This window comes from Thermococcus sp. (assembly GCF_015521605.1).
GTDB lineage: Archaea > Methanobacteriota_B > Thermococci > Thermococcales > Thermococcaceae > Thermococcus.
On record NZ_WANV01000038.1, the window covers coordinates 38,397 to 61,056 of the forward strand.

The 22,660-nt window shown below is 47.0% G+C and carries 18 protein-coding genes and 1 tRNA gene; 13 read left to right on the top strand and 6 right to left on the bottom strand.

Going from position 1 to position 22,660, the window contains the following annotated elements; translation table 11 throughout:
* The first annotated feature begins 103 nt into the window (after positions 1-103).
* The 13 genes from F7C11_RS09960 (at position 104) to F7C11_RS10020 (ending at position 12,308) form a co-directional block, all read left to right on the top strand.
* Positions 104-442: a hypothetical protein gene (locus F7C11_RS09960; RefSeq protein ID WP_297093045.1), complete on the top strand. Its 339-nt coding sequence runs from the start codon at positions 104-106 to the stop codon at positions 440-442.
* Between the two features lie 49 nt (positions 443-491).
* The gene (locus tag F7C11_RS09965) at positions 492-1,520 is read left to right on the top strand and encodes a hypothetical protein (RefSeq protein WP_297093046.1); all 1,029 of its coding nucleotides are present in this window, start codon (positions 492-494) and stop codon (positions 1,518-1,520) included.
* Positions 1,521-1,684: 164 nt separating this feature from the next.
* A complete protein-coding gene (locus F7C11_RS09970) occupies positions 1,685-2,614 on the top strand; it encodes a hypothetical protein (protein ID WP_297093047.1) in 930 nt (309 codons plus the stop codon).
* Positions 2,595-3,680 (top strand): hypothetical protein, encoded by a 1,086-nt coding sequence (locus F7C11_RS09975; RefSeq protein ID WP_297093048.1) that lies wholly within the window; start codon positions 2,595-2,597, stop codon positions 3,678-3,680. The genes F7C11_RS09970 and F7C11_RS09975 overlap by 20 nt, the downstream gene beginning before the upstream one ends.
* Positions 3,667-4,767, top strand: coding sequence for a hypothetical protein (locus tag F7C11_RS09980; protein WP_297093049.1), 1,101 nt, complete (start codon positions 3,667-3,669; stop codon positions 4,765-4,767). The genes F7C11_RS09975 and F7C11_RS09980 overlap by 14 nt, the downstream gene beginning before the upstream one ends.
* Before the next feature lie 4 nt (positions 4,768-4,771).
* The gene (locus tag F7C11_RS09985; RefSeq protein ID WP_297093050.1) at positions 4,772-5,539 is read left to right on the top strand and encodes an MYXO-CTERM sorting domain-containing protein; all 768 of its coding nucleotides are present in this window, start codon (positions 4,772-4,774) and stop codon (positions 5,537-5,539) included.
* Positions 5,536-5,997, top strand: a complete 462-nt coding sequence (locus F7C11_RS09990; RefSeq protein ID WP_297093051.1) for a hypothetical protein — start codon at positions 5,536-5,538, stop codon at positions 5,995-5,997. Before F7C11_RS09985 ends, F7C11_RS09990 begins: the two co-directional genes overlap by 4 nt.
* Positions 5,994-6,746, top strand: coding sequence for an ABC transporter ATP-binding protein (locus F7C11_RS09995; RefSeq protein ID WP_297093052.1), 753 nt, complete (start codon positions 5,994-5,996; stop codon positions 6,744-6,746). The genes F7C11_RS09990 and F7C11_RS09995 overlap by 4 nt, the downstream gene beginning before the upstream one ends.
* A gap of 53 nt (positions 6,747-6,799) precedes the next feature.
* Complete coding sequence (locus tag F7C11_RS10000) at positions 6,800-7,879, top strand: HD domain-containing protein (RefSeq protein ID WP_297093078.1); 1,080 nt, start codon at positions 6,800-6,802, stop codon at positions 7,877-7,879.
* 121 nt (positions 7,880-8,000) lie between these two features.
* Positions 8,001-10,199 (top strand): elongation factor EF-2, encoded by a 2,199-nt coding sequence (locus F7C11_RS10005; RefSeq protein ID WP_297093053.1) that lies wholly within the window; start codon positions 8,001-8,003, stop codon positions 10,197-10,199.
* A 358-nt stretch (positions 10,200-10,557) separates the two neighbouring features.
* The gene (gene tuf / locus F7C11_RS10010) at positions 10,558-11,844 is read left to right on the top strand and encodes a translation elongation factor EF-1 subunit alpha (RefSeq protein ID WP_297093054.1); all 1,287 of its coding nucleotides are present in this window, start codon (positions 10,558-10,560) and stop codon (positions 11,842-11,844) included.
* Between the two features lie 52 nt (positions 11,845-11,896).
* The gene (gene rpsJ, locus F7C11_RS10015) at positions 11,897-12,205 is read left to right on the top strand and encodes a 30S ribosomal protein S10 (protein ID WP_055429342.1); all 309 of its coding nucleotides are present in this window, start codon (positions 11,897-11,899) and stop codon (positions 12,203-12,205) included.
* A 16-nt stretch (positions 12,206-12,221) separates the two neighbouring features.
* A tRNA-Ser gene (locus F7C11_RS10020) sits at positions 12,222-12,308 on the top strand.
* Positions 12,309-12,502: 194 nt separating this feature from the next.
* Here F7C11_RS10020 and F7C11_RS10025 read toward each other — a convergent pair.
* From F7C11_RS10025 to F7C11_RS10050, 6 genes are read right to left on the bottom strand one after another with little or no spacing between them, the layout of a single operon-like run.
* Complete coding sequence (locus F7C11_RS10025) at positions 12,503-12,958, bottom strand: DUF6884 domain-containing protein (protein ID WP_297093055.1); 456 nt, start codon at positions 12,956-12,958, stop codon at positions 12,503-12,505.
* A gap of 15 nt (positions 12,959-12,973) precedes the next feature.
* A complete protein-coding gene (locus F7C11_RS10030) occupies positions 12,974-14,026 on the bottom strand; it encodes a tRNA-guanine transglycosylase (protein WP_297093056.1) in 1,053 nt (350 codons plus the stop codon).
* Complete coding sequence (locus tag F7C11_RS10035; RefSeq protein ID WP_297093057.1) at positions 14,016-14,810, bottom strand: DUF5591 domain-containing protein; 795 nt, start codon at positions 14,808-14,810, stop codon at positions 14,016-14,018. The genes F7C11_RS10030 and F7C11_RS10035 overlap by 11 nt, the downstream gene beginning before the upstream one ends.
* 24 nt (positions 14,811-14,834) lie before the next feature.
* Positions 14,835-15,944: a DNA double-strand break repair nuclease NurA gene (locus F7C11_RS10040; protein WP_297093058.1), complete on the bottom strand. Its 1,110-nt coding sequence runs from the start codon at positions 15,942-15,944 to the stop codon at positions 14,835-14,837.
* 17 nt (positions 15,945-15,961) lie between these two features.
* Complete coding sequence (locus F7C11_RS10045) at positions 15,962-20,713, bottom strand: hypothetical protein (protein ID WP_297093059.1); 4,752 nt, start codon at positions 20,711-20,713, stop codon at positions 15,962-15,964.
* Positions 20,713-22,398, bottom strand: coding sequence for an ATP-binding protein (locus F7C11_RS10050; protein WP_297093060.1), 1,686 nt, complete (start codon positions 22,396-22,398; stop codon positions 20,713-20,715). The genes F7C11_RS10045 and F7C11_RS10050 overlap by 1 nt, the downstream gene beginning before the upstream one ends.
* Between the last annotated feature and the right edge of the window lie 262 nt (positions 22,399-22,660).

Consider the following 22,660-nt stretch of genomic DNA (forward strand, 5'->3'; position numbering starts at 1 on the left):
ATTTGTACTTCCACTCCGAAGTAAAAGTTAAATATCAATTCAATGTATTATCAATCGCCCGTATGGGCGTATCGATAGCCCCTCGGGCAGGAGGGTCGGCATCATGAAGAGGCTGGTTGCCGTGCTGTTCGGCCTGTTAGTAGTGGCGGCAGGGTTCGCGGCAGCGACAATATGGAACACCACGGTTGTCAAGGACTACAGCTCGGGCCAGTATGGATGGGCCTATGCTGAGATCGGAGTCAAGTACGATGTCAGCAATCCATACACCAACTATGAGATAACCTACAGGTACGGAGATGGTGGCCTGATTAACAAGCTTGATCCATACTCCTATGGGGTCTACAAGTACCCAGACAGCACGGGAATTACCGTGAAGACCGTAGTCCTTGCTCCTGATGCTCCAGAGACCGTGGTGGCGTCTGCCCACTGGCCGGCATATTGAGAGTACTATCCTTTTTTCTTTTTCCGTTAAAATATTTGGAGGTGATGTCTTGAACAGCAAAAACCTGAAACTCCTTATGATTCTTTTGATCGTGATAATTGCCGCGCATCCGGTTAAAGCTATGCCATACTGGGCCAAGCCCGGGGTTTATGTTAAGTACGCCGCATTAAGACACGAAGAAATTGCCCAGAAGTATGCATCAGCGGGTGCATCCTTCTCAACGGGTGACGTTGTTCTTGAGGTTAATGGCACCTACATCCAGATGTCTGCCTTGGGAGACACGTATTTGACGTTCACCATCATGGGCGACGAAGGGGACTACCTGCTCATGAAGCTGAGTTTGGAAATGTTTAACGTAACAATAAAGCAGTTTGGCGACAGGACGGTGGTGTTGTGGCCGGAGTCCGCTTTGATCTCAAAGAAGAACCTTAACAACGAGACGTTATTCAACGTCACAGAGGCAAGATACTCGTGCACATACAAGATTAGAAAGGAGGACGGCATGGTCTTCGATACCGCGGGCACAAACTACGGCCACACAATCCTCTGGGACGATCTGGGCAACGCCCCTATAGCGGTAGATCAGCCGTTTCAGCTTGTTGGCTTCGCGGGCAATTCCGTTTCAAAGGTGGTGAACGTTACTCCTCTTGACGTGACCGTGATCACCAAAACTTCCAATTTCACGAAGCCGGTAATCTACGTCAGAACCGCAGGGGGTGGGAGTGTAAAGACTCCAGTCGGGGAGGTTTCTTTCTCGGGAACCGATGCGATCCTCTATTTCGACGGATCCACCGGTATGTTCGTTACTGGCTTTTTCCCGACAGCACCGGATCTCGCGGCGTGCGGTGTTAAGCTGGTATACTTTATGGACCAGTGGGGCATGTACATGAGCAGGAACCACAAGGAGGAAGGGAAGTTCTACACCTACGGGATAGGGTTTTACGACACCAACGCAGAGTTTGGGGTCGCTGAGACTGTACAGTTTTCAAAATCTGAAACGGACACGAGGTACCTATACGCGGCCGTTGCCCTTCTCTTGGTGCTTGCACTGTTTGTGGTGTGGAGGAAGAGGCGATGAAGGTCTCCTGGGGTTTGGGACTTTTATTTACGATATCCCTTCTTGTTTTCCCTGCATATGCATACCCGTACTGGGTCAAGCCAGGAGTTTATGTTAAATACGCCGCCCTTTCATATGAACCGTATGTGCAGTATATGGAGTCGCAGGGTGTTAAGGAGCGGCCGATGACAATGATACTGTTCTACAACCACAGTGGGGCTTTGTTCAACATCCACGCAACGGGGGACGTTTTTCTCACCTTCAAAATAGAGCGCGACAACGGAACCCATTTTGAGGTGGCCTTCCGGCTAACGGCCCACAACGTTACCGTCGATGTCGTGCTGGAGAACGGTACCGACCTGCCGACCTTCTGGAACGAGTCGGAAGTGGTTTCGTTCAGTGCCCGCGAAGCCTGGTGGCCCGGAGGGGTGGAGTACAAGATTGTCCTGAAATCGCTGGAGATTACGGGGAGTTACTATATACGAAAGCGAGACGGCGTGGTCATCGGACGGGACGGGAGGACTTACGGGCACACGTTCCTCTGGTACGATCCCACCGAAAACCTTGAAGGTTCCCCTTACATGAATCTCACCCCGGTTGCGCCACCCTTCTACCTCAACGGAACTATCGGGATAGACAAAGAGCTCGTGACGTACTACGGTACCTTTGGCCCACCAATCGGCAGAATTGTGCTGGTTCAGAGGAATCCCGGCCCAATTCAGGTATGCTTTTCCGCCGGCAACCGGAGGGTGTGTCCCTTTGGAACGGGCGGCCATGAAATCGTCGGTGGATTCACGTACGACCCCGACAGCGGAATAACCCTCGCAGGCGACATGCTGGTACCCCCCACTGACATCAGGGCCACTGGCGTGGTCTACGCGCTCTTCAGCGACCTCAAGGGGTGCTACTTCAACGAGGTGAAGGAGGACTACTCTGTGTATCCTGTCCTTCAGCTCTACGACACCAACGCCGAGTTTCAGGTAGGAGAGGAGGTGCCGTTTTCAAGGCCAGGAACTAAGCTCAAATACGTTTTCTACGGCTCACTGGTACTCTTTGGACTGGCGGTCGTTTTAAACCTCTGGAGAGTGAGGAGGCATGAAGACAAACGCACTTGAAATGGTCATTGTCAGGTGGACGCTTCCCCTGCTCATATCCCTCCTCTTTGTGCCTTTGTTAAATGCCCTCAACTTCTATGAGACTGATTATTTGACTTACACAGCTTTAAGATATAACCCATATGTCAATTATCGGCTTTCCCATGGGGACAAACCCGAGTGGGTAACCACATCTTTAATGTTCTACAACTACTCTGGAGTGCTCTACCGGATAAATGCGTACAACGACACGGAGATAACCTTCAAACTTAAGGACAAAGGCGAGTACATAATCTCGCACGTTACCGTTCTTTTGAGCAACGTCACAGTCATGACGTTCCTCCCCAAGGGTGTATCTCCCCCAATTTTCTGGAACGAGTCAGAGTTGATCTCCAAGAAAACCGAAAAGAGTCACGATACGAGCTTCAAGGACTGGATGTGGTACGTGTTCAAATTGAGAAGGGTCAAAATAAGCGGGGAGTATCTCATTAGAAAGAGTGACTTGACAGTGATAAAGGACAAATTGAGCTACGGTCACACAATGCTTTTTGACGACCCTGGAAATCCGCTCAAGGAAGGAGAAACCTTTACGATGTATCCCTTTTCCACGACCATAGACAAAATCACGATCAACAACGAGGATCCCCTAAAATGGAGGAACATCACCTATTACCCTCCAATAAAGACCGTGGTTACCAATCACTACTCCTTTAATCTGACCCAGCCGTTTGGGAAGGGATTTCCAGTTGAGATTGTACAACTGGCCACGTTGATTTATACGTTCGATGCCTCTGATGGAAAACTTATAGCAACACCCAATGGCGGCCCGGATCTGTGGGCGATTGGCATCCTGGATGCCCAGTTTATGGACGAATACGCCGAGTACAGAGTGGAGGTTGAACACGATAATTCATATGCCACTGGACTCGTCCTTAAATCGTTTAGAATTAATGAGAGAACGACAGAAGAGGTTATTTTTAATAAACCAAAAACCGAAGTCGCTTACCTTTTCTACGGCTCTCTCATACTCGTTGGTTTGGTGATAGTGTCCAAGTCCAGGAGGGGGACAAGCCATGACAAAGATTAGGATTTCCAGTATTATTGTCCTGTTGTTGGGGCTTGGCCTGCTCCTTTCACCTACCGTACAGGCGGCACCATACTGGGTTAAGCCAAGAGTTTACATCGAGTACGCGGCCCACAGGTACGACCCCTACTTTCCCCTCGTTACCGGTGCCAGGCCGGACATGATCAACACCGCTATGCTCATCTACAGCGTGAACGGCACGCTGTTCAGAATAGAGGCCCACAACGACACGAGGATTCGCTTTGAGTTCCTCGGGGTGGAGGAAGGCTCCCTCCGGGTGCGGGGAATCATCGAAATGGAGAACGTCACGGTCACGTCGATAGGCCTAAACTCCACAGAGTTTCCGAAGTTCTGGGACGGTGGGGACGTCATCTCCGAGAAGCTCGAAAAGAGCCACGACGTCGGCTTTCTCGACTGTGTATGGCTCGTAGTGAACCTCCGAAAACTCACCCTGGTGGGAGAATACAGGATACGGCTGAACGACAGCGCCGTGTTGGGCATGGACGGGGCCTACTACGGCCACACTTTCCTGTGGGTGGACACCTCGAACCCACCAAAAACCGGGACGATTTTTTCGGAGGCCGGGACCTTTGAGATTGCGTTCTACACGCTAAGGTCCATCAACAGATCCATGATGACGTACTACGGGCAGTTTGGCCCTCCGCTCGTTGCCCTTTCCACCAACTTCACCAGGGGCGACATCTCCTTTGCCCAGCGTATAGACAGCAGGAGAAAGTACACGCTGATGGACATTTCCCTCCATGGGCCGGGTCCTTCACTGATATATGACCCGTCCACCGGACTCGCGGTGTATCCAAACTCGATAGGCATGGCCCCCTACGCCGACTTTATGGCGATAGGTATTCTCTGGGCGGAGTTCGTGGACGAAAAGGCCGCTTACCGCATGATGGCCGAAAAGGACGACTCCTGGGGCTACGGCCTTGTCCTTTACGACACCAACGCCGACTTCGGGGCAACGGAAGAGGCCCAGTTCCCCCGTCCGGAGGCCCCGTCCGAATACGCTTACTACGCTTCTCTTGGGCTCCTCGTCCTGATGTTTGTCCTTACCACTGCCAGAAAACGGAGGTGATGAGATGGGAAAGCTCTACACGCTCTTCAGGTGGGAGATGAACGACCTGATAAAGGCCATCCTGCTGTTCCTGGGAGTACTGCTGGCAGGGATGTCGATGAAGCAGTCGCTGATGCACGTTGGAGGCGCAATGGGCTTCGCCTCGGGAACGGATATAATGCTCTTCGGTGCTTCACGATCCAGTGGTGTTTCGACGTCTATCCAGGGGCTCCTTTCCCTCGACGACGTCTGGACACTTCTGAGCTTCCTCCTCCTGCTCCTCGGCGCACTCACCTTCCGCTACGACAGGGACAGCGGCGTGGCGCGTTCGGTCTACTCCCTGCCCTACTCGAACGACGAAATCTTCGGGGTCAAGCTGCTCTCATTCCTGATCTACGGGTTCCTGATGGTCCTGTTGCCCTTCGTCTACGTCGCCCTGACCACCTACGCCAGCATAGCGGGTCATCTGCCAGAAATAACCTCCCCATTCATCGGCGACGCGCTGACCCTGCTCGTCTTCCTCGTGCTCTACCTGATAGCGGTTGCCACACTCGCCTCTCTCGCCTCTCCCAATGCCTTCCTCGCATTCATGGTGGGCTTTGCGGTGATATACGCACCCAGAATTCTGGGGAACTCCAGCATACCCCCTCAGCTCTTTATCGATGCCATCTCGAGGAGCGGCAGCACCAACTTCACCCCCTTCACGGCACAGTACCTCGGCTGGGGCATTCTCGTCCCGCTGGTACTCTTCGCCCTTTCGTGGGTTCTCATCAGGAGGAGGGATGTGGTGTGAGGTTCTGGGCAGCTCTCCTTACTGCAATGCTGATGCTCTCCATTGGCTCTCTCTGGGTCTACAGCTCCTACGAGGACAGGGTCGGCTCGATAGGGCCGGTCTTCCTCTCCCCTGTGGAGCATCAGGGAAACGTCACCAGCCTCAGCACTGTGACGGCACACACCCCCACCAGCTCGCTGGTTGAGGCTTCCTGCAACGGCAACGGAATCGTCGAGGTGTACGACATCATCACCGGAGCGCAGGTGGACAGACACGCCGTCTATGGCCATGCCAGGTACCAGTTCGTCCTTCCCAGGGAGGGGGACTACCTGATAATCAACAACGGGACTGAAAAGGTCACCTGCTCCTTCCGCTTCATCAAGAACTATCCCACCAAGGAGGTTCAGAACGCGGTCTACGTGAGCGGTTCGGCATTCGCCCTTCTCCTCGCCCTCGTGGTCTGGAGGTGGGTCAGATGATGCTGATAGAGGCGAAAGAACTTAAGAAAATCTTCGGGAGCATCAGGGCGCTCGACGGGGTGACCGTTGAGATTCCCGAAGGGATAACCCTCATCCTCGGCCCGAACGGCGGCGGAAAGAGCACCTTCCTCAAGCTGGCAACCGGGGTTTACAGACCTACGAGCGGCGAAATACTGGTGTTCGGGGAAAGACCCTGGAACAACGGGAAGCTGAAGGCCCGCTTCGGAGTCGCCTACGACCCGCCTGCCTTTCCGCAGTTCGTGACGGGAAGGGAGTGGCTTTCCCTGTTTGCCAGGAGCAAGGGATTTGACGAGGAAGACGCCGAGAGGGCCGCCGAGCTCTTCGACGCCAGAGAATTCCTCGACAAGAGGATAAATGGATATTCCTCGGGAATGCTCAAGAGGCTGAGCCTCGCCCAGGCCTTCGTGGGGAGGCCGGAGCTCATATTCCTCGACGAGCCCCTCGCCAATATAGACTTCGACAGCATGGAGAGGGTCATCGAGACCATCGAGGAGATGAAGAAGGGGACGAACTTCGTGATAATCAGCCACATCTGGGAGCCCCTGATGCCGATAGTGGACTGGGTGGTGGTTATAGGCAACGGAAAGCTTGTTCTGGCCGGGAAAGCGGAAGAAGTCCAGGAAGACGTCGAGATGCTGTTCAAACCGCGCGTGAGACGTAAGAAGGGAGGGGCCCCGGAAGACCCCTCCCTGGGGCAGGAGGGTCGGCAAACTCCTGCCAACGGTTGAGTTTTTCAGGGACTACATTTATTAATTTTTCCTTCCACGTTGGCGTGATGAATATGAAGCTCATCCACGACCCCATACACGGCCACATTGAACTCGATGACTTCGCGGTTAGACTCGTGGATACGCCGGAGTTCCAGAGGCTCAGGAGGATAACCCAGCTTGGCCTGGCCTTTTTTGCCTACCCATCCGCCAGGCACACCCGCTTCGAGCACTCGCTCGGGACCTTCCACCTCGCCAAAAGGATACGCGAGCACAACTCTGAAATTGAGGAAGGCGCAGTTTACGCGGCCCTGCTCCACGACCTTGGCCACTACCCCTTCAGCCACACCCTTGAGGCCCTCTACCCGAGGCATGAGGAGAACACGAAATGGTTCATAAGGCACGGCGAAATCGGCGACGTGGTGAGGGAACGCTATTCCATTGAGGAGTTCCTCAAGCTCCTCAAGCACCCCCTCGTGAGCGGAGACATCGATGCCGACCGGATGGACTACCTCGTGCGTGACGCTTACTACACCGGCGCCGCCTACGGAGTCGTTGACCTGGACAGACTCGTGAGAAACCTCTGCTACGATGGGGAAAAGCTGGTGGTCGGGGAAAAGGGCATCATAGCGGCGCAGAGCCTCCTCCTAGCAAGGAGCATGATGTACCCCACCGTTTACCAGCATCACGTTTCGAGGATAGCCAGCTCGATGCTGGTGAAGGCGGTGGAGCTTGAGGGAATACCCTATAGAGAAATAAGAGCCATGGACGAGGTTGACTTGGTTGCGAGGCTCAGGAAGAGCGAGAAACCCGAGGTCAGGGAGCTGATAAACGCCATAGACAGCAGGAGGCTCTACAAGCGCGTTCTTTACAGCGGTGATGACCCGGGCAGGGAGTTCTTTGAGGAACTCGGGAGGGAACTCGATGCCGAGTTCGGTCATCTGGTCTTACTGGACTATCCCCCAAAGCCGAAGTTCGAGGAGAAGAACGCTTTTGTAGTTGTGGGAGGGATGTTCAAACGATTGAGCGAGGTATCGCCCCTCGTCCGCTCCCTTGTTGAGCTGAAGGACACCCACTGGCGCTGGGGCGTCTACGCGAGGGCGGACGTGGTGGAGAGGGTTGAGAAATTCCTGCGGGCCGGGTTCATTCCATAACCCAAAACCTTAAGTAGTTTGAACGTCCGGAGCACCTCTCCATTTCTCCACTGGGAAAGATTTATAACCGGCCTTCTTAAGTGAGTGGTGAACAAGCTCATCAGGTTAGAAGGTGGTGTAGATGGGAAGAAGGGAAGAGATGATTGCGAAGATCAAGGAGCTTATGACCCAGCCTGAGAGGATCAGGAACATGGGTATCGCCGCTCACATTGACCACGGTAAGACCACGCTGAGCGACAACCTGCTCGCCGGTGCTGGAATGATAAGCGAGGAGCTCGCCGGAAAGCAGCTCGTCCTCGACTTCGACGAGCAGGAGCAGGCGAGGGGTATCACCATCAACGCGGCCAACGTTTCGATGGTTCACAACTACGAGGGTCAGGACTACCTCATCAACCTCATAGACACCCCGGGTCACGTCGACTTCGGTGGTGACGTTACCAGGGCCATGCGTGCCATCGACGGTGCGATCATAGTCGTTGACGCCGTCGAGGGGGTCATGCCGCAGACCGAGACCGTTCTGAGACAGGCGTTGAGAGAGTACGTCAAGCCCGTCCTCTTCATCAACAAGGTTGACCGTCTTATCAAGGAGCTCAAGCTCGGCCCGAACGAGATACTCCAGAGGTTTGCCAAGATAATAACCGACGTCAACAGGCTCATCAAGAAGTACGCCCCGGAGGAGTTCAGGAGCCAGTGGATGGTCAGGGTTGAGGACGGTAGCGTTGCCTTCGGTAGCGCTTACTACAACTGGGCCCTCAGCGTCCCCTACATGAAGAAGACCGGCGTCTCCTTCAAGGACATAGTCGAGCTCACCAACGCCGGTGACCTCAAGACCCTCAGGCAGAAGGCCCCACTCCACGTCGTCGTCCTCGACATGGTCGTTAAGCACCTGCCGAACCCCCTTGAGGCCCAGAAATACAGGATTCCGCACCTCTGGAGGGGCGAGGTCGAGAGCGAGATTGGGCAGGCCATGCTCAAGTGTGACCCGAAGGGCAAGATGGTCATGGTCGTTACCAAGATCATCCTTGACAAGCACGCCGGTGAGGTCTCGACCGGCCGTGTCTGGAGCGGTACCGTGAAGACCGGCCAGGAGGTCTACCTCATCAACGCCAAGAGGAAGGCCAGAATCCAGCAGGTCGGCATTTACATGGGTCCCGAGAGGGTCAACATGGAGGCCGTTCCGGCAGGAAACATAGTCGCAGTCACCGGTCTGAGGGATGCCATGGCCGGTGAGACCGTCGCTCAGGAGCAGATCGAGCCGTTCGAGGCCCTCCACTACACCAGCGAGCCGGTCGTTACCGTTGCCATTGAGGCCAAGAACGTCAAGGATCTTCCGAAGCTCATCGAGGCGCTTAGACAGCTCGCCAAGGAGGACCCGACCCTGCACGTCAAGATCGACGAGGAGACAGGCCAGCACCTCCTCAGCGGCATGGGTGAGCTCCACCTTGAGGTCAAGCTCGTCAAGCTCAAGGAAGACTGGAAGCTCGACGTCGACGTTTCCCCGCCGATCGTCGTTTACCGCGAGAGCGTCAGCAAGATGAGCCCGATAGTCGAAGGAAAGAGCCCGAACAAGCACAACAGGTTCTACATCACCGTCGAGCCGCTTCCGGACGAGATATACCAGGCCATCCGCGAGGGCCTCATCCCCGAGGGCAGACCCAAGAACCCGAAGGAGGTAGCCAAGAAGCTCGCCGAGCTCGGTATGGACTACGAGGTCGCCAAGGGCATCGTCGACATCTACAACGGCAACCTGTTCCTCGACAACACCAAGGGTATCCAGTACCTCAACGAGGTCATGGATCTGCTCGTTGACGGATTCCACCAGGCCATGGACGAGGGTCCGCTCGCCAGGGAGCCTGTCATGAAGGTGATGGTAAGGCTCCACGACGCCAAGATTCACGAGGATAACGTCCACCGCGGCCCGGCCCAGATCTACCCGGCCATCAGGGGCGCCATCCAGTGTGCCATAATGAAGGCCGGACCGATACTCTACGAGCCGTACCAGAAGGTCATCATCAACGTGCCCTACGAGTACATGGGCGCCGTCAGCAGGGAGATCAACCAGAGGCGCGGTCAGCTCATCGACATGCGCCAGGAGGGCGAGGTCATGATCATCATCGCCGAGGCCCCGGTCGCCGAGATGTTCGGATTCGCCGGAGCCATCCGTGGCGCCACCAGTGGAAGGGCCCTCTGGAGCACCGAACATGCGGGCTTCAAGCGTGTCCCGAACGAGCTGGCAGTCAACATCATCAGGCAGATCAGGCAGAGGAAGGGCCTCGACCCGAACCCGCCGAAGGAGCAGGACGTCTGCCCGCAGCAGTGAGGGCTTTTCGCCCTCCAAGCTTTTCTCTTCCGGCTTTTACCTTTCACACGTTCATTCCTGCCAGATCATCCTTAACCAAACACGGAGTTTATGGTTGACCGTGAGATACTGGCATTATGGCCTCTGAGGGATGGATACTGGCGATGAAGGCTGAACTTGCGAGTTCGCCCTAAAAATTGACAGATTCCTGCCAACTCTCATTAGTTAACTTTTTAAACCCGCTTCGTAACTTAGGGTCGGAACTCATGAGGCCTCCCCGAGAAACGGCGGGTTTCCCGCCCGAGGGGGCCGAGGTTCGAAAGATTTAAAAGGCCATCCTAGTCAACGAGACTAGACCAAAATATGGAGGTGTATGAAAATGGCTAAGGAGAAGCCGCACGTTAACATCGTCTTTATAGGCCACGTCGACCACGGAAAGAGCACCACCATCGGAAGGCTGCTCTTCGACACCGCCAACATACCGGAGAACATCATCAAGAAGTTCGAGGAGATGGGTGAGAAGGGTAAGTCCTTCAAGTTCGCCTGGGTCATGGACAGGCTCAAGGAGGAGCGCGAGAGGGGTATCACCATCGACGTCGCCCACACCAAGTTCGAGACCCCGCACAGGTACATCACCATCATCGACGCTCCGGGCCACAGGGACTTCGTTAAGAACATGATCACCGGTGCCAGCCAGGCCGACGCTGCAGTTCTCGTCGTCGCCGCCACCGACGGTGTCATGCCGCAGACCAAGGAGCACGCCTTCCTTGCCAGGACCCTCGGTATCAACCACATTATCGTTGCCATCAACAAGATGGACATGGTCGACTACGACGAGAAGAAGTTCAAGCAGGTCGCCGAGCAGGTCAAGAAGCTCCTTATGATGCTCGGCTACAAGGACTTCCCGATCATCCCGATCAGCGCTTGGGAGGGTGACAACGTCGTTAAGAAGAGCGACAAGATGCCCTGGTACAACGGCCCGACCCTCATCGACGCTCTCGACCAGATCCCCGAGCCGCCGAAGCCGACCGACAAGCCGCTCCGCATCCCGATTCAGGACGTCTACTCAATCAAAGGTGTCGGTACCGTCCCGGTCGGCCGTGTCGAGACCGGTGTCCTCCGCGTCGGTGACGTCGTCATCTTCGAGCCTGCTTCAACGATCTTCCACAAGCCGATCCAGGGTGAGGTTAAGAGCATCGAGATGCACCACGAGGCCATGCAGGAGGCCCTTCCGGGTGACAACATCGGATTCAACGTCCGTGGCGTTGGTAAGATCGACATAAAGCGCGGTGACGTTGCCGGACACACCAACAACCCGCCGACCGTCGTCAGGCCGAAGGACACCTTCAAGGCCCAGATCATCGTCCTCAACCACCCGACCGCCATCACCGTCGGCTACACCCCGGTTCTCCACGCGCACACCCTCCAGGTCGCCGTCAGGTTCGAGCAGCTCCTCGCCAAGCTCGACCCGAGGACCGGCAACATCGTCGAGGAGAACCCGCAGTTCATCAAGACCGGTGACTCCGCCATCGTCGTCCTCAGGCCGACCAAGCCGATGGTCATCGAGCCGGTCAAGGAGATACCGCAGATGGGCAGGTTCGCCATCCGTGACATGGGCCAGACCGTCGCCGCCGGTATGGTCATATCCATCCAGAAGGGCGAGTGAAGCCCTTCTCTGACCTTTCCTTTACTTCCTGGAACTTTTAGGAGGGACGGAAATGCAGAAGGCAAGGATTAAGCTCGCAAGCACCAACATTAAGGCCCTCAACGAGGTCACCGACCAGATCAAGCAGATAGCCGAGAGGACCGGCGTCAGGATGAGCGGCCCGATACCGCTTCCGACCAAGAGAATAAGGATCACCACCAGGAAGAGCCCGGACGGCGAGGGTACCGCAACCTTCGACAAGTTTGAGCTCCGCGTCCACAAGAGGCTCGTTGACATCGAGGCCGACGAAAGGGCCATGCGCCAGATCATGCGCATCCGCGTTCCGGAAGACGTCACCATTGAGATCGAGCTTATCTCATGATTCTCCTCCTTTTTGCGCCGGGGTAGCCTAGCCTGGGAAGGCGCGGGCCTGGAGAGTCCGTGGGCGTTAGCCCGCCAGGGTTCAAATCCCTGCCCCGGCGCCAAACTCTTCTAAAGAAACTTGAATGACGCCAATGGTTTAATTCTGTACAGATGGCGTATTTGGTTCGGCAATGTGGAGGATAATTGCTTCTTTCCTATCAGACCGGCTCATTCGTCCAATCTTTCGAGGCAACAACAAATTACCCAAGAAATTTTAGTCATGATGCTACAAATTATTTTCGATAGTTTAGACATACTACTCTCTCTTTGTGGATTTCCGTAGTCTTTTGGCGCAGTTAATGACGTCTTCTATCTTATTAATGTCTCCCATGTTTGCGTATCCAAAAATAATTAGATCCTTGTTTAATTTTCCTGCAGCTAGTTGAATGAGTGTTTTGTAACTTTTTCTGGCTCCCCCGGCATAATATATCACAACATCATACTGTTTGAGAGCCTCCAAAACTTGGGGAAGAAGTTCTTGCACCTTATCTTCATTCAAAATTTCATTGTATGGTTCAATAATGGTCTCTGCATGAATGAGGCCATACTTAGCGCTAAGAACATAGAACGAATACCCTAGCTCTTGAGATTTTCTGTAAAGATATCGTATCCGAGAAGATTTATACACTTTCCATGCGGGTCCTGGTTCAGTGCTTTTTTTGTTTCCACAAGCAGTTATCACTATTATCCTATTACTTCTGTGAGCATTCACAAAAATACCCCCATTTTAGTAGTTTAGATAATGGATAATTTCAAGCTGGGATCTTTGTTTTAAAATGTATTCGAAAATCTTTTTGTATACTTTATGTCCCTTGATTATGCTTCTAACGTATTCCTCGTAAGTACCTTCTTTTATATGAGCACGTATTTTGTATATTTCTTTCTGGTAAACCCACGCATTATGAATTGCTCTCAATGTGAATTTTGTTCTTAGACCCTCCAATCCATGCTCTCTGCAGGCCGGACACTGGCATCTCTTTACAATATCGACTTCGTTAGGAGACAAGTCAGGGTACTTCTCACTTGTTTTTCCGGTTATGTATCTATCTCCTATCCCAGGTAGTTGAATTGCACCAAATGCTGCTTTGGATCTCCAAGAGGAACTGTCAATTGAATCGGCCCCTGACAAGAACATAATGTGCATTGTTAAAGAGCTCCCGACACCAAATACATGAAGCTTTCTGTCAGGAATTAATTTTTTGATGAACATTATTACATCTATGGCCTTATACAATCCACCCTTGCCCCCTTTAATTCCCTTCGCTAAAGGCACTAAGCTTCCGATACCATAGATATCAAACTCACCGATTTTCTCCAATTCTCGTATATACCATTCCAGGGATTCCTTGTTGTATCCATGGATTACAGGTATTAATACAGGGTTATCTCCCCTTTTGATTTCAACCATTGTTTTTAGATTCTCTAGACTATTACGTTGTCTTTTTCTAATGATATTCTCAGGAAGAGATGGAAAAATCGGATGATCAAGAGAAACTGCAAAGTTTGGTTTCCATTCTTCATAAACTTCAACTAACTTCTCAGGGGATATTGGAACCTCATTGTGTTTCATGAATAGAAATCCACCAGAATCTATAGCCACAACTCCATCGAACTTTAAATAATTATGAACTTTTTGTTTTTTGATCCTTTCTGAGATCATAGGTTTTTTCAAGATGTCATATGCATTTAGCATAACTCCCTCGATGTCGAAATATTTCCATGGCTTTGGACTAGCCTTTGCTTGTTGAGTTAACCATAAAAATGGAAACTCAAGTTTCATTTGAAATCACCTTCGTTATGGCTTTAATTAGATAGTGCTTGAGGTATTCTTGAGCATCTGGGTGTGCTATACCATACATATCCCATGCGAATCTACCATGCTTACTAACGATGCTCTCAATCATCTGCTTGGTGGGTAGTATTTCGACATCAACTCCTGACGTCTTAACTGCAAGCTCCATCATTCTCCTGTGAGTGTGATACGGCTTTTGTTTTAATGTGGATGAATATGTCCTAATAAATGCAATTCTAAAAACATAGTGGTTCTTTGTCCTTTTAAGATATTTTGCAATGCTTGAACTTATCATCTCGATACTTCTATCAACACATTCTCTTTCATAAGGAAGCTTGTATTTTCTAACCCACCATTCAAATAATCCTGGAACATCATACCATTCGTCCTTCCAATTAAACCATGTTCCTTTCTTTCCATAAAATTCTTCAGGAACTAGCCCAAATGGCTCAGATATTGTTACTAAGTGAATATATTTACTATACTTTCCTAAACTATTTAATGTCTTGAAGAGAACTCTATATGACCGAGACTCCCAAAAGGGTTTTACAGTTGAACATGGGTACAATAGCAAAATCTTTTTTTCAGATGGGGGCAAGTATTCTGTAGATATGAATTGAAACCAATTTTGAATCCTGGAATTGTTTTGAATCAGCTCACAGACTTCCTTGGGAGTGTATGCACACAATTCAGGCAATATTTTCACATTTTTTGCATGTCGTAGTGACACATTTTGATAAAGCCATGCTCTTATTTTATCGTCCGTCTTCATGAAGATTCCCCCTCACTCTTGCGCTTATCTTATCCAAAGGTTAAATATCGGGGATGTTGCTGATTCTTTGGTTATAATCTCCTCATATAATACTTGTGCACATCCTTCTCGTATAGTACATTTCTCATGGGCTAACAATGCAGGAATTGGCAATCCATGCCCCGGGATTGTCCAGTAGTTCAAAACTTCGATAACATCGTTGAGTTCCTCTTGGGTTAATTGGCTCTTCGTGGCGATCTCTATCCGTAGAATTGGAGATCTGGCGTTTCTCTGATAGAACAAATAGTATATCTTAATACCCTTTTCTGAGTATTTAAGCTCAATTTCATTTTGGGGGATTTCTTCAGTTAACATTGTCGATAGTGGTCCTACATAATTTGGATTTAATTTGAATCTGTAGAATTTAAACATTGTAGCGATTAAATACAAATCATTATGGAATTTATTTAACATGCTATTTAACTCTGGAAATTCTTGGGAAATATGTTCAATAAGCTTCCGGTCTCGTATTCTTTTTACACATCCCAGAACCCGATTTCCATTTTTCAAGACTTCATAAATAGCGCTGGTTCGATAGCTGGTATATTCCCTAGGATCTACATAGGGATTATCAACCATAAATGGGGGATCAATTATCGGCCCATCAAGAAAAATATTGGAATCTGATATTTTCTCATCGGCAATTGTCCTGATTTCACTGCTTTCTAGATATAACATTAAATAAGAGGCATATTTCTTTGCTTGGGATTCATCTATAGCTTCAATCTTCCTTATCGTTGCGAAGTACTTTGAATCGACATCTCTATCAAGCCCATTTTTGAAAACAATCCTCACTGAAGATAGAGGGACATACCAAATACCACCCATCCCTCCAATTACTTGAAAACTTCCATCAATGCCAATAGCTGTGTGAGAAAAAGATGAGGCATTTGTGTTTTTTACAATGAAATATGACGGCAAAGTATCTAAGATTGACTTAACTGCATTGTCCAAGATCCTAAATAGTTGTTTAGTTTCATTACTAAGTTTGTGGGCATCATGAACTAACTTATTTAGTATTTCTCCCTCAGTCATATTGAACTCTAGACGCTTTTTCTCTTCTATGATTTCCTTATATAGTTGCTTCATAACCATTTCACCTCTAAGGCATGCTAGATATACAAAATAATGATATCTCTCTCAACTAATCGGAAAAAGGTATCTTTGACATCTTTGCCCAGACGTTCAGAAGCTATCTCAATGAATTGTTTCAAGGTTAGTTTCTTGACACTACTCTTAATTTTGAGATACTCAAAGAATACTTCCTGTTCCTCTACTGTGAGATAACAATTTACCAGTTCTTGGAGCGTTTTCGTATAAGTTTCGAGATTCTCCAAGTATTTTTCAACTTTAGAATACTCCCCATTACTGAGTGCTTGATCGATGAGTCTTGAGATACTGCTTAGTTCTTTGCTTATGTTCTTATATTCTTCTCTTATTCTCCATTTAGTACAGGCTCCTCCAGAGCTTCTAAGTGGATTGAGATCTATTAGCTTCTCCAATGCAATAACTAGATTTTTAGAAGTATTCATCTTGGGGTCTATTAATTTCTTATGAATTCTTGAATTTATTTTGTCGATAAGCTCTCCGAGCTTCTGTTTTATCTCATAGTATTTGCTTTCATTTGAATCTATCTCTCTTTGGTATTCGTTTAGAAGGTCTTTAATAGTTTTTAGTCTCTTGTATGGATCTGTTATTGTACTCAGTTGCTCCTTTAACTCCGGGAGAACGACACTAGCGTTTAGCCCATTTTCTATATCGTCTACGTCTTTTGACAACTGATTTAATGACTCAATTTCAGTATTTAGAACTTCTTTTATTGTCCTTGTAGATTCAAGATTTGAGAGTACGTATTCAATTTCTTTCTTCATCATGGATTTAGTGGAAAATATTCTCTGTTTTGATTCATTGATCTTGTTTATACTTTCCTCAAGTTGCTCCATTAAAGCTAAGAACTTATCTATCCTAATTCGTTCTTTCCAGTGTTTAACGAGCTCTCGTATTTCCTTAAGGGAGGTATACTTATCTGAATACGCCCTAACTTTGAGGGATTTTATGTCAGGAATATAGACAGATAGATCTGCTAACTCTGCTATTTTTTTGAGTTTATCCCTGATTTCTTGGGACTTTCTGTTTAATTCCATTGATTGATCTATTGTATCATCAATCTCCTGTATTAATGCGAGTATTCCTTCGTTAATACTTGGTCGAATTATTTTGTTCTTCCTATCTACTTGCCTTAAAATCTCTTTTAGTTCCTCAGATGTGAGAGGGGGATGCCTTTTCAGTAAGAACGTTCCTATCTGTTCATACATCTTGTAAATCTTGTAATTGAACTTTAGTTCATCTGCTATGTCTTTATTATAATAAAATGGGAATCTTCTATGCTTATCTTGTTTTGAGGGCACTAAAGAGGCCCATAGATGAGTTAACACTTGCTCATATTCTGCTAGATCATATTCTTCTTGGTAGATGTCCTTTAGGGTATTATGTAATTGTTCTATTGTTGAAATTTCCTTGAGTTCCACGGATATAGGGTTTGTGAGAACTGTAGAGTTCAATCTCTCTTCTAGGAGTTTTTGAGATTCAGATGCTGATTCCAGGATTTCCCCGTATCCTGTTAAGATACTCCTCATGAAGTTGTCACTTTCATGTATTAATGCCCTATACCTTCGTTGCCCTTTCTTGGACTTGGCGTCACCATCGTATAACAACAATAAATCATAAGACAATCGTGTGAAAACCATGGCTTTGCTTAAGGACTCAATTGATGTACTGGAATTTAAGTATTCTTCGGCTTTTTCAAGGAACCTTTCTATCACCTGCAGATATGTAGGGACATGTTTGATCCGTATACCCCTCTCTTTACTATCGCAGAAATATCCTGTGGTCTTTATTAAACCCAAATCTGAATTTTTGATATCATTGAGTTTTTCAGTTATTTGTTTGTACGTCTCTGTAACAAGTTCTTTGTTAACTTGTGATATCCTTACGTAACTCCCTTCTTGGTGGACTATGATTAACCCTTTTTCTTCCATGATCTCCAAGAGAAAGTTTAATGTTCCTTTTTGTTCTTCGATGAAGTAATTCTCTATTAGTGCTTTTGAGACCCCTGTACTAGATGATTCATATCTTTGGATAAATTTGAGAATTTTATCTTCCAGTTCAGTAATGGGGACTATTTTGTAGTTTATCCCTCCTCCTCTGGGAATTTTGATCAAGTATCCGTTACGATATAAGAGTTCTGCTCTTTTTTCTAATTCCCTCTCACTTTCAATATCTTCTCCTAATAGCCCTCCTTTTTGGGAAAAGAAATACCATCTTCTAATTGAACTATCCGAATACAAGAGCACTTTCTCTAACGAAACTCCTTTCTCATGTGCATCTGGAACAACCAAAAAATGTTTTAATCCCGCTTTTAAGCTCTTTTCGGGTAATGACTTATCATGCCTTCCGATTGCACGGGTTATAGGTGGAATGAGGATGTGGAATCTTTCAAGGATTTCAATTATCCTATCCGGCTTCAATCTTAAGCTTGCTCTGAGTGTGTCATTAATTGCTAGTAGTTTTTGTATATTTAAAACTTCTTTCTCTTCCTGCGGAAGGGAACCTTCCATTATCTCTAACATCTTTTTGTAAACGTCATGAGGCGTTTCCGCTCCGAATTCTTGTAAGAGCAAACCTAGACTAATAAGCTGGAGCTTGGAGATCTGGGTAGCAGCATTTATAAAGAGTGGTGCTGAGAGAAACTCTTCAGGAAGTTCTGTAACTCTTTTTCTGGCACGTTCAAGCATATCTCCTTGGTATACGAATATTACAACTTGTGGGATTATCCCTTTTTCTTGGTTTAATTGCCGTAGCAGTTTATATGTTTGTTCTACTTGCTCCTCGGTTAGATTTGCAGTAGTAATTGAAAAGACAATATTTACTGGGATTGCGCCTGATTTGTTTTTATATGGAACTTTTGATTTCAATGCTACTATATATGCTCCATTTTGAGTTGCTGAGCGAGTTGACAATACCTTTTCGACTACTAGTCCTGACTGAACAAGAATTGCAAGAATGCCATTGAACATGTGTTTGGGTTCCGTACTTTGAAGAGCATATTTCCAAATCTTAAATCTCAAGTTCCTGTCAGAGATAAAGTCGATATACATGAGCTCTGGAGAGAAGTATAGCGAATTAATGAGCGCTGGGGAAACTAGATAATATCCTTTCACCTCCTTAAGTTTACCACTTTCAGTAAGTTCTGTGAGAGTCTCATCAATTGACCTATATACCTCTTCTAGGTCTGTTTCATCCTTTTTCAACATCTCTGCTAAATACTGGGTGTGACTATGGGACCAATCAGGATCTACTTGGGGCCAAAAGAGAGATAGTTTTCCATGTTCATCAATCCACAAAAAACTGTCAATGAATTGCCTAATAAGAACATCTTTTCCGACTAGGCTATCTTTTGTGGAATCTAACATATCACTTTCTTCTAAGACTTTGTACAACGTACTGGCTAGTCTTGTGAAGAAAGACTCTTGATCTAGAATTTCATATTTCCTACCTTTGTATACGAAGCTGTTAGTCCCAATCGATGCTCCTAGGGGTTTGCTACGTCTGAATATTTTATTTAATCTTTCTAAGTAATATTTTACCTTGAAGGACTCTAATCCATATTTGCGAAGGTACCTTTCCGTGTTTTCTAGGGGAACTGCTCCAAATGTGGATATAATGAATTCAAACACTTTCCTTATTTCCGCTGGATTTTCTTGGTCCTCCTGAAGTTTATCAATTTCCGCATATATTGTTGTTAGCATTTCACTATTTATGAGAGTAGCTTCTACTCCAGCAACTACAATAGAACTTTCTTTGAGGAAGTTCATCATTTCAGTGTATTCTATTGGGGATCCACCCTTTGAAAGCTCTCTACGTAATAATGCAGTCATCGCTTGCTGAAGAGCTCGTGTATTCCCTATGGTGCTGTGAACCACTGGATTGAGCACGCTTGGAGGTAAGAATATAGTGTCTATATTTATATTTTGATTATTCCACATGTATTTGAGTAACTCGTTGGCAAATTTTAGTCTCTCTTCTTTGGAGAGAGGGTATAGGTGGATGCGCTTTACTCTTTGCATGAATCTCCCTTCGATATCTCCAGCTAAGGCACGAACTCTTGCAAAGGCTGGAGGAGTTATAGAAAATATAAAATGTAACACACTAGTTTTATTCTCAAAAAGAGAATTTATTTTTCCATTGATTATCTTAGTCAGACCTTCAATTATAAACTCTTTTAATATTTCATCTTCAGCAACCAACGCAAATGTCTCAAATTCATCAATAAATATAACCAATGGATATATCATGTTCTTTTTGATTGCTGATCTTTTTATTAGGGTGAGACATTTGTTAACATAGTCTCTCAAGGACTGATAACTCCTTTCTCCTGGAAATGGTTCGCCAAGTAGTTCTTTAAGCTCATTATAATGATCGTGACGAAGAGCTAGGAATAATGCTGCTAGTAACCTATACCCTGGATCAATATTCTCTGAAGGAAATAGTTCCTTTTTAAATATCATCTTTGCGTATTTGACCAAAATATCTGTTTGAACATCAAGAACGTAAAACCCTCCAATTTCCTCTTGAACCTCCTTTGATCTTAAGTATCGGTCATACAAGGTCGTCTTACCCTCCCCCCACTCTCCTATCAGAAACAGGACCAATGGTTGGTTTTCTTGTTTTTTGGCAGTAAGTAATAGGGTCTTAATTTCCTCGGAGACTTTAATTCTGCTGGGGATCTTTCCAAATTCTATACCTTTTCCTGTTTCACTGGGTAATCTCACATAGGGAGGGACTCTAATCTGGGAAGTTTCCATTAGTTTTCACCTCCGTGGTATAAACTGTGTAGTCTTTTCATGACATTAGTCTCTCCCATCTTGTGTTCTATACTTCTCTTTCCAACTTCCACTAGAACAGGATATCCAAGCGGATTCATTTGGCCGACTACAATCGCTTTTCCTCTTTCGAGAGTGGTGAGTTTTGACTCGATACTTTTGGGAAGTCCTCCGCTGATTTTTCTGATATAATTCGCATCATCGGGAGAGACCCTATGGATAATATATGTATTTAGCATGGATACTACGACTGGATCAACAAATGCTGGTCTTTGAGAGACAAGGCCTAGGCATATCCCGAACTTTCTACCCTGCGTTGCTATAAGAGATAAATAGTCTTTTGTCAGTGTGGCATGGACAGGATAATTGCTTGTATTTGGAATATAGTTTTGACATTCCTCAATTATGAACAGTAGATACCTATCATCGCCCTTTATTTTGTAGTCGGTAAATGTTTTATACAAGATTCTAGAAAGATACGCAATAACTAACTGTTTTTCGAGCGCAGAGACTCCTGGAGCACCCTCTGCTGAAAAATCAAATATGACTAATGAGGGATTACGGGTTATATCGTCAATAAATGTTGCATCTATCGAGGGATTTTTGACGATTAGGTTATGATTGTCAATAATATCACTTTTGAACTTTGTCAGAGCAGAAATAATGGCTTTTTTTGTTGCAAAGTGTATTGGAGAATCTTTTTCTGAAGACAACTTTTCTAGTGTTGCTTTTATTTCGTCAAAGTGGTTTAAGAATAACTCAGTATAGCTAATATATTCGAGTTCTTTAAGTGCCATCTCCAACCCTGCTACCTGTAGCTCATTTAGTTCTTTTCCGGCCGTTTTATATGCCACGACAAACTCGGCTAATTCTCGTGGACTGAAAATATCTAGATCAATTGTGATCTCTTTAAAAGGCCATTTTCGAACCCGATAGGGAGCGTTTTTGAATATCATGCGATACACTTTATAAAAGCTGCCTAACTGTTGTTCTGAACTGAAATATTCATGATAATCAAGATAGTCTCCATTTGCGTCTATTATTATCGTAGGTAGTGCCAAGTATTCTATATTATTCCCTGTATTGTAAGGAATTTTTGAGAGGAGTTCTAGTAAGTATCCGACACCGTATGACTTGCCAGACCCCGTAACTCCAAATATGCCAAGATGCATGGTTATATTTTCGACATTTAATGGAAGCGCTAAATTTTTATACCCGAGAATACTCCCATACCAGATATATCCGCTCTGATTTGGTTTTATGCCAAAGATCTTTTCCCCATATCCCTCTAGATCGCTTATCATAAACACATAATCCCCAGGCTCGGGGGGATACCTTACATCAGACAGTCCATTTTTACCAAGAGTCCCAAGTAAGGAGACCTCCGCCACAACGTATCTTCTGCCCAAGTCTGCAATACCTTCCAAAGACCGCCCTTCCCTCCGGGCTTGACTCCACGGATCTCCCACTTGATAGAATTCATTTATTGGTTTAAGTGAATCAACTCGACCTAGGAACTCTATGTTCCGGTTTTTAGAGGTTATTAGTACCAACATTCCCTCAAATACAACTCGTTCTCCTATGCTTGTTAATTGTATCTTTGCAACAGACGTTGTGGATCCACTAAGAACGAATCCAATATGGTCTTTTGTGATGTTATCCCCCATGGGAAGTACCCCTAAAGGTATATAATTTTGGATATTAAAAATCTGTTGGTAAGTTTTCTTGGACAAAATTTGATGTCCTAGAAAAAGCATTATTATTCTAATGACTCTTGTGTTAGTGACTTTTTGATATCAAAATACCTATCTAAAGAGTAGATGTGCTTCCTTTTTATCTCATCTGTTACTATATTTCCTGGCTATTTTGATAATTCTACATTAATAAGCTCATAAACAAGAAACGGGGCGGCTGGAGAGTCGTGGACAT

Excerpts from the sequence above, each read along its gene's own strand:
- F7C11_RS09960 (WP_297093045.1), top strand. The coding sequence starts at position 104 with ATGAAGAGGCTGGTTGCCGTGCTGTTCGGCCTGTTAGTAGTGGCGGCA.
- F7C11_RS09970 (WP_297093047.1), top strand. The coding sequence starts at position 1,685 with ATGACAATGATACTGTTCTACAACCACAGTGGGGCTTTGTTCAACATC.
- F7C11_RS09975 (WP_297093048.1), top strand. The coding sequence starts at position 2,595 with ATGAAGACAAACGCACTTGAAATGGTCATTGTCAGGTGGACGCTTCCC.
- F7C11_RS09980 (WP_297093049.1), top strand. The coding sequence starts at position 3,667 with ATGACAAAGATTAGGATTTCCAGTATTATTGTCCTGTTGTTGGGGCTT.
- F7C11_RS09985 (WP_297093050.1), top strand. The coding sequence starts at position 4,772 with ATGGGAAAGCTCTACACGCTCTTCAGGTGGGAGATGAACGACCTGATA.
- F7C11_RS09995 (WP_297093052.1), top strand. The coding sequence starts at position 5,994 with ATGATGCTGATAGAGGCGAAAGAACTTAAGAAAATCTTCGGGAGCATC.
- F7C11_RS10000 (WP_297093078.1), top strand. The coding sequence starts at position 6,800 with ATGAAGCTCATCCACGACCCCATACACGGCCACATTGAACTCGATGAC.
- F7C11_RS10005 (WP_297093053.1), top strand. The coding sequence starts at position 8,001 with ATGGGAAGAAGGGAAGAGATGATTGCGAAGATCAAGGAGCTTATGACC.
- tuf (WP_297093054.1), top strand. The coding sequence starts at position 10,558 with ATGGCTAAGGAGAAGCCGCACGTTAACATCGTCTTTATAGGCCACGTC.
- rpsJ (WP_055429342.1), top strand. The coding sequence starts at position 11,897 with ATGCAGAAGGCAAGGATTAAGCTCGCAAGCACCAACATTAAGGCCCTC.
- F7C11_RS10030 (WP_297093056.1), bottom strand. The coding sequence starts at position 14,026 with ATGAAACTTGAGTTTCCATTTTTATGGTTAACTCAACAAGCAAAGGCT.
- F7C11_RS10035 (WP_297093057.1), bottom strand. The coding sequence starts at position 14,810 with ATGAAGACGGACGATAAAATAAGAGCATGGCTTTATCAAAATGTGTCA.
- F7C11_RS10040 (WP_297093058.1), bottom strand. The coding sequence starts at position 15,944 with ATGGTTATGAAGCAACTATATAAGGAAATCATAGAAGAGAAAAAGCGT.
- F7C11_RS10045 (WP_297093059.1), bottom strand. The coding sequence starts at position 20,713 with ATGGAAACTTCCCAGATTAGAGTCCCTCCCTATGTGAGATTACCCAGT.
- F7C11_RS10050 (WP_297093060.1), bottom strand. The coding sequence starts at position 22,398 with ATGGGGGATAACATCACAAAAGACCATATTGGATTCGTTCTTAGTGGA.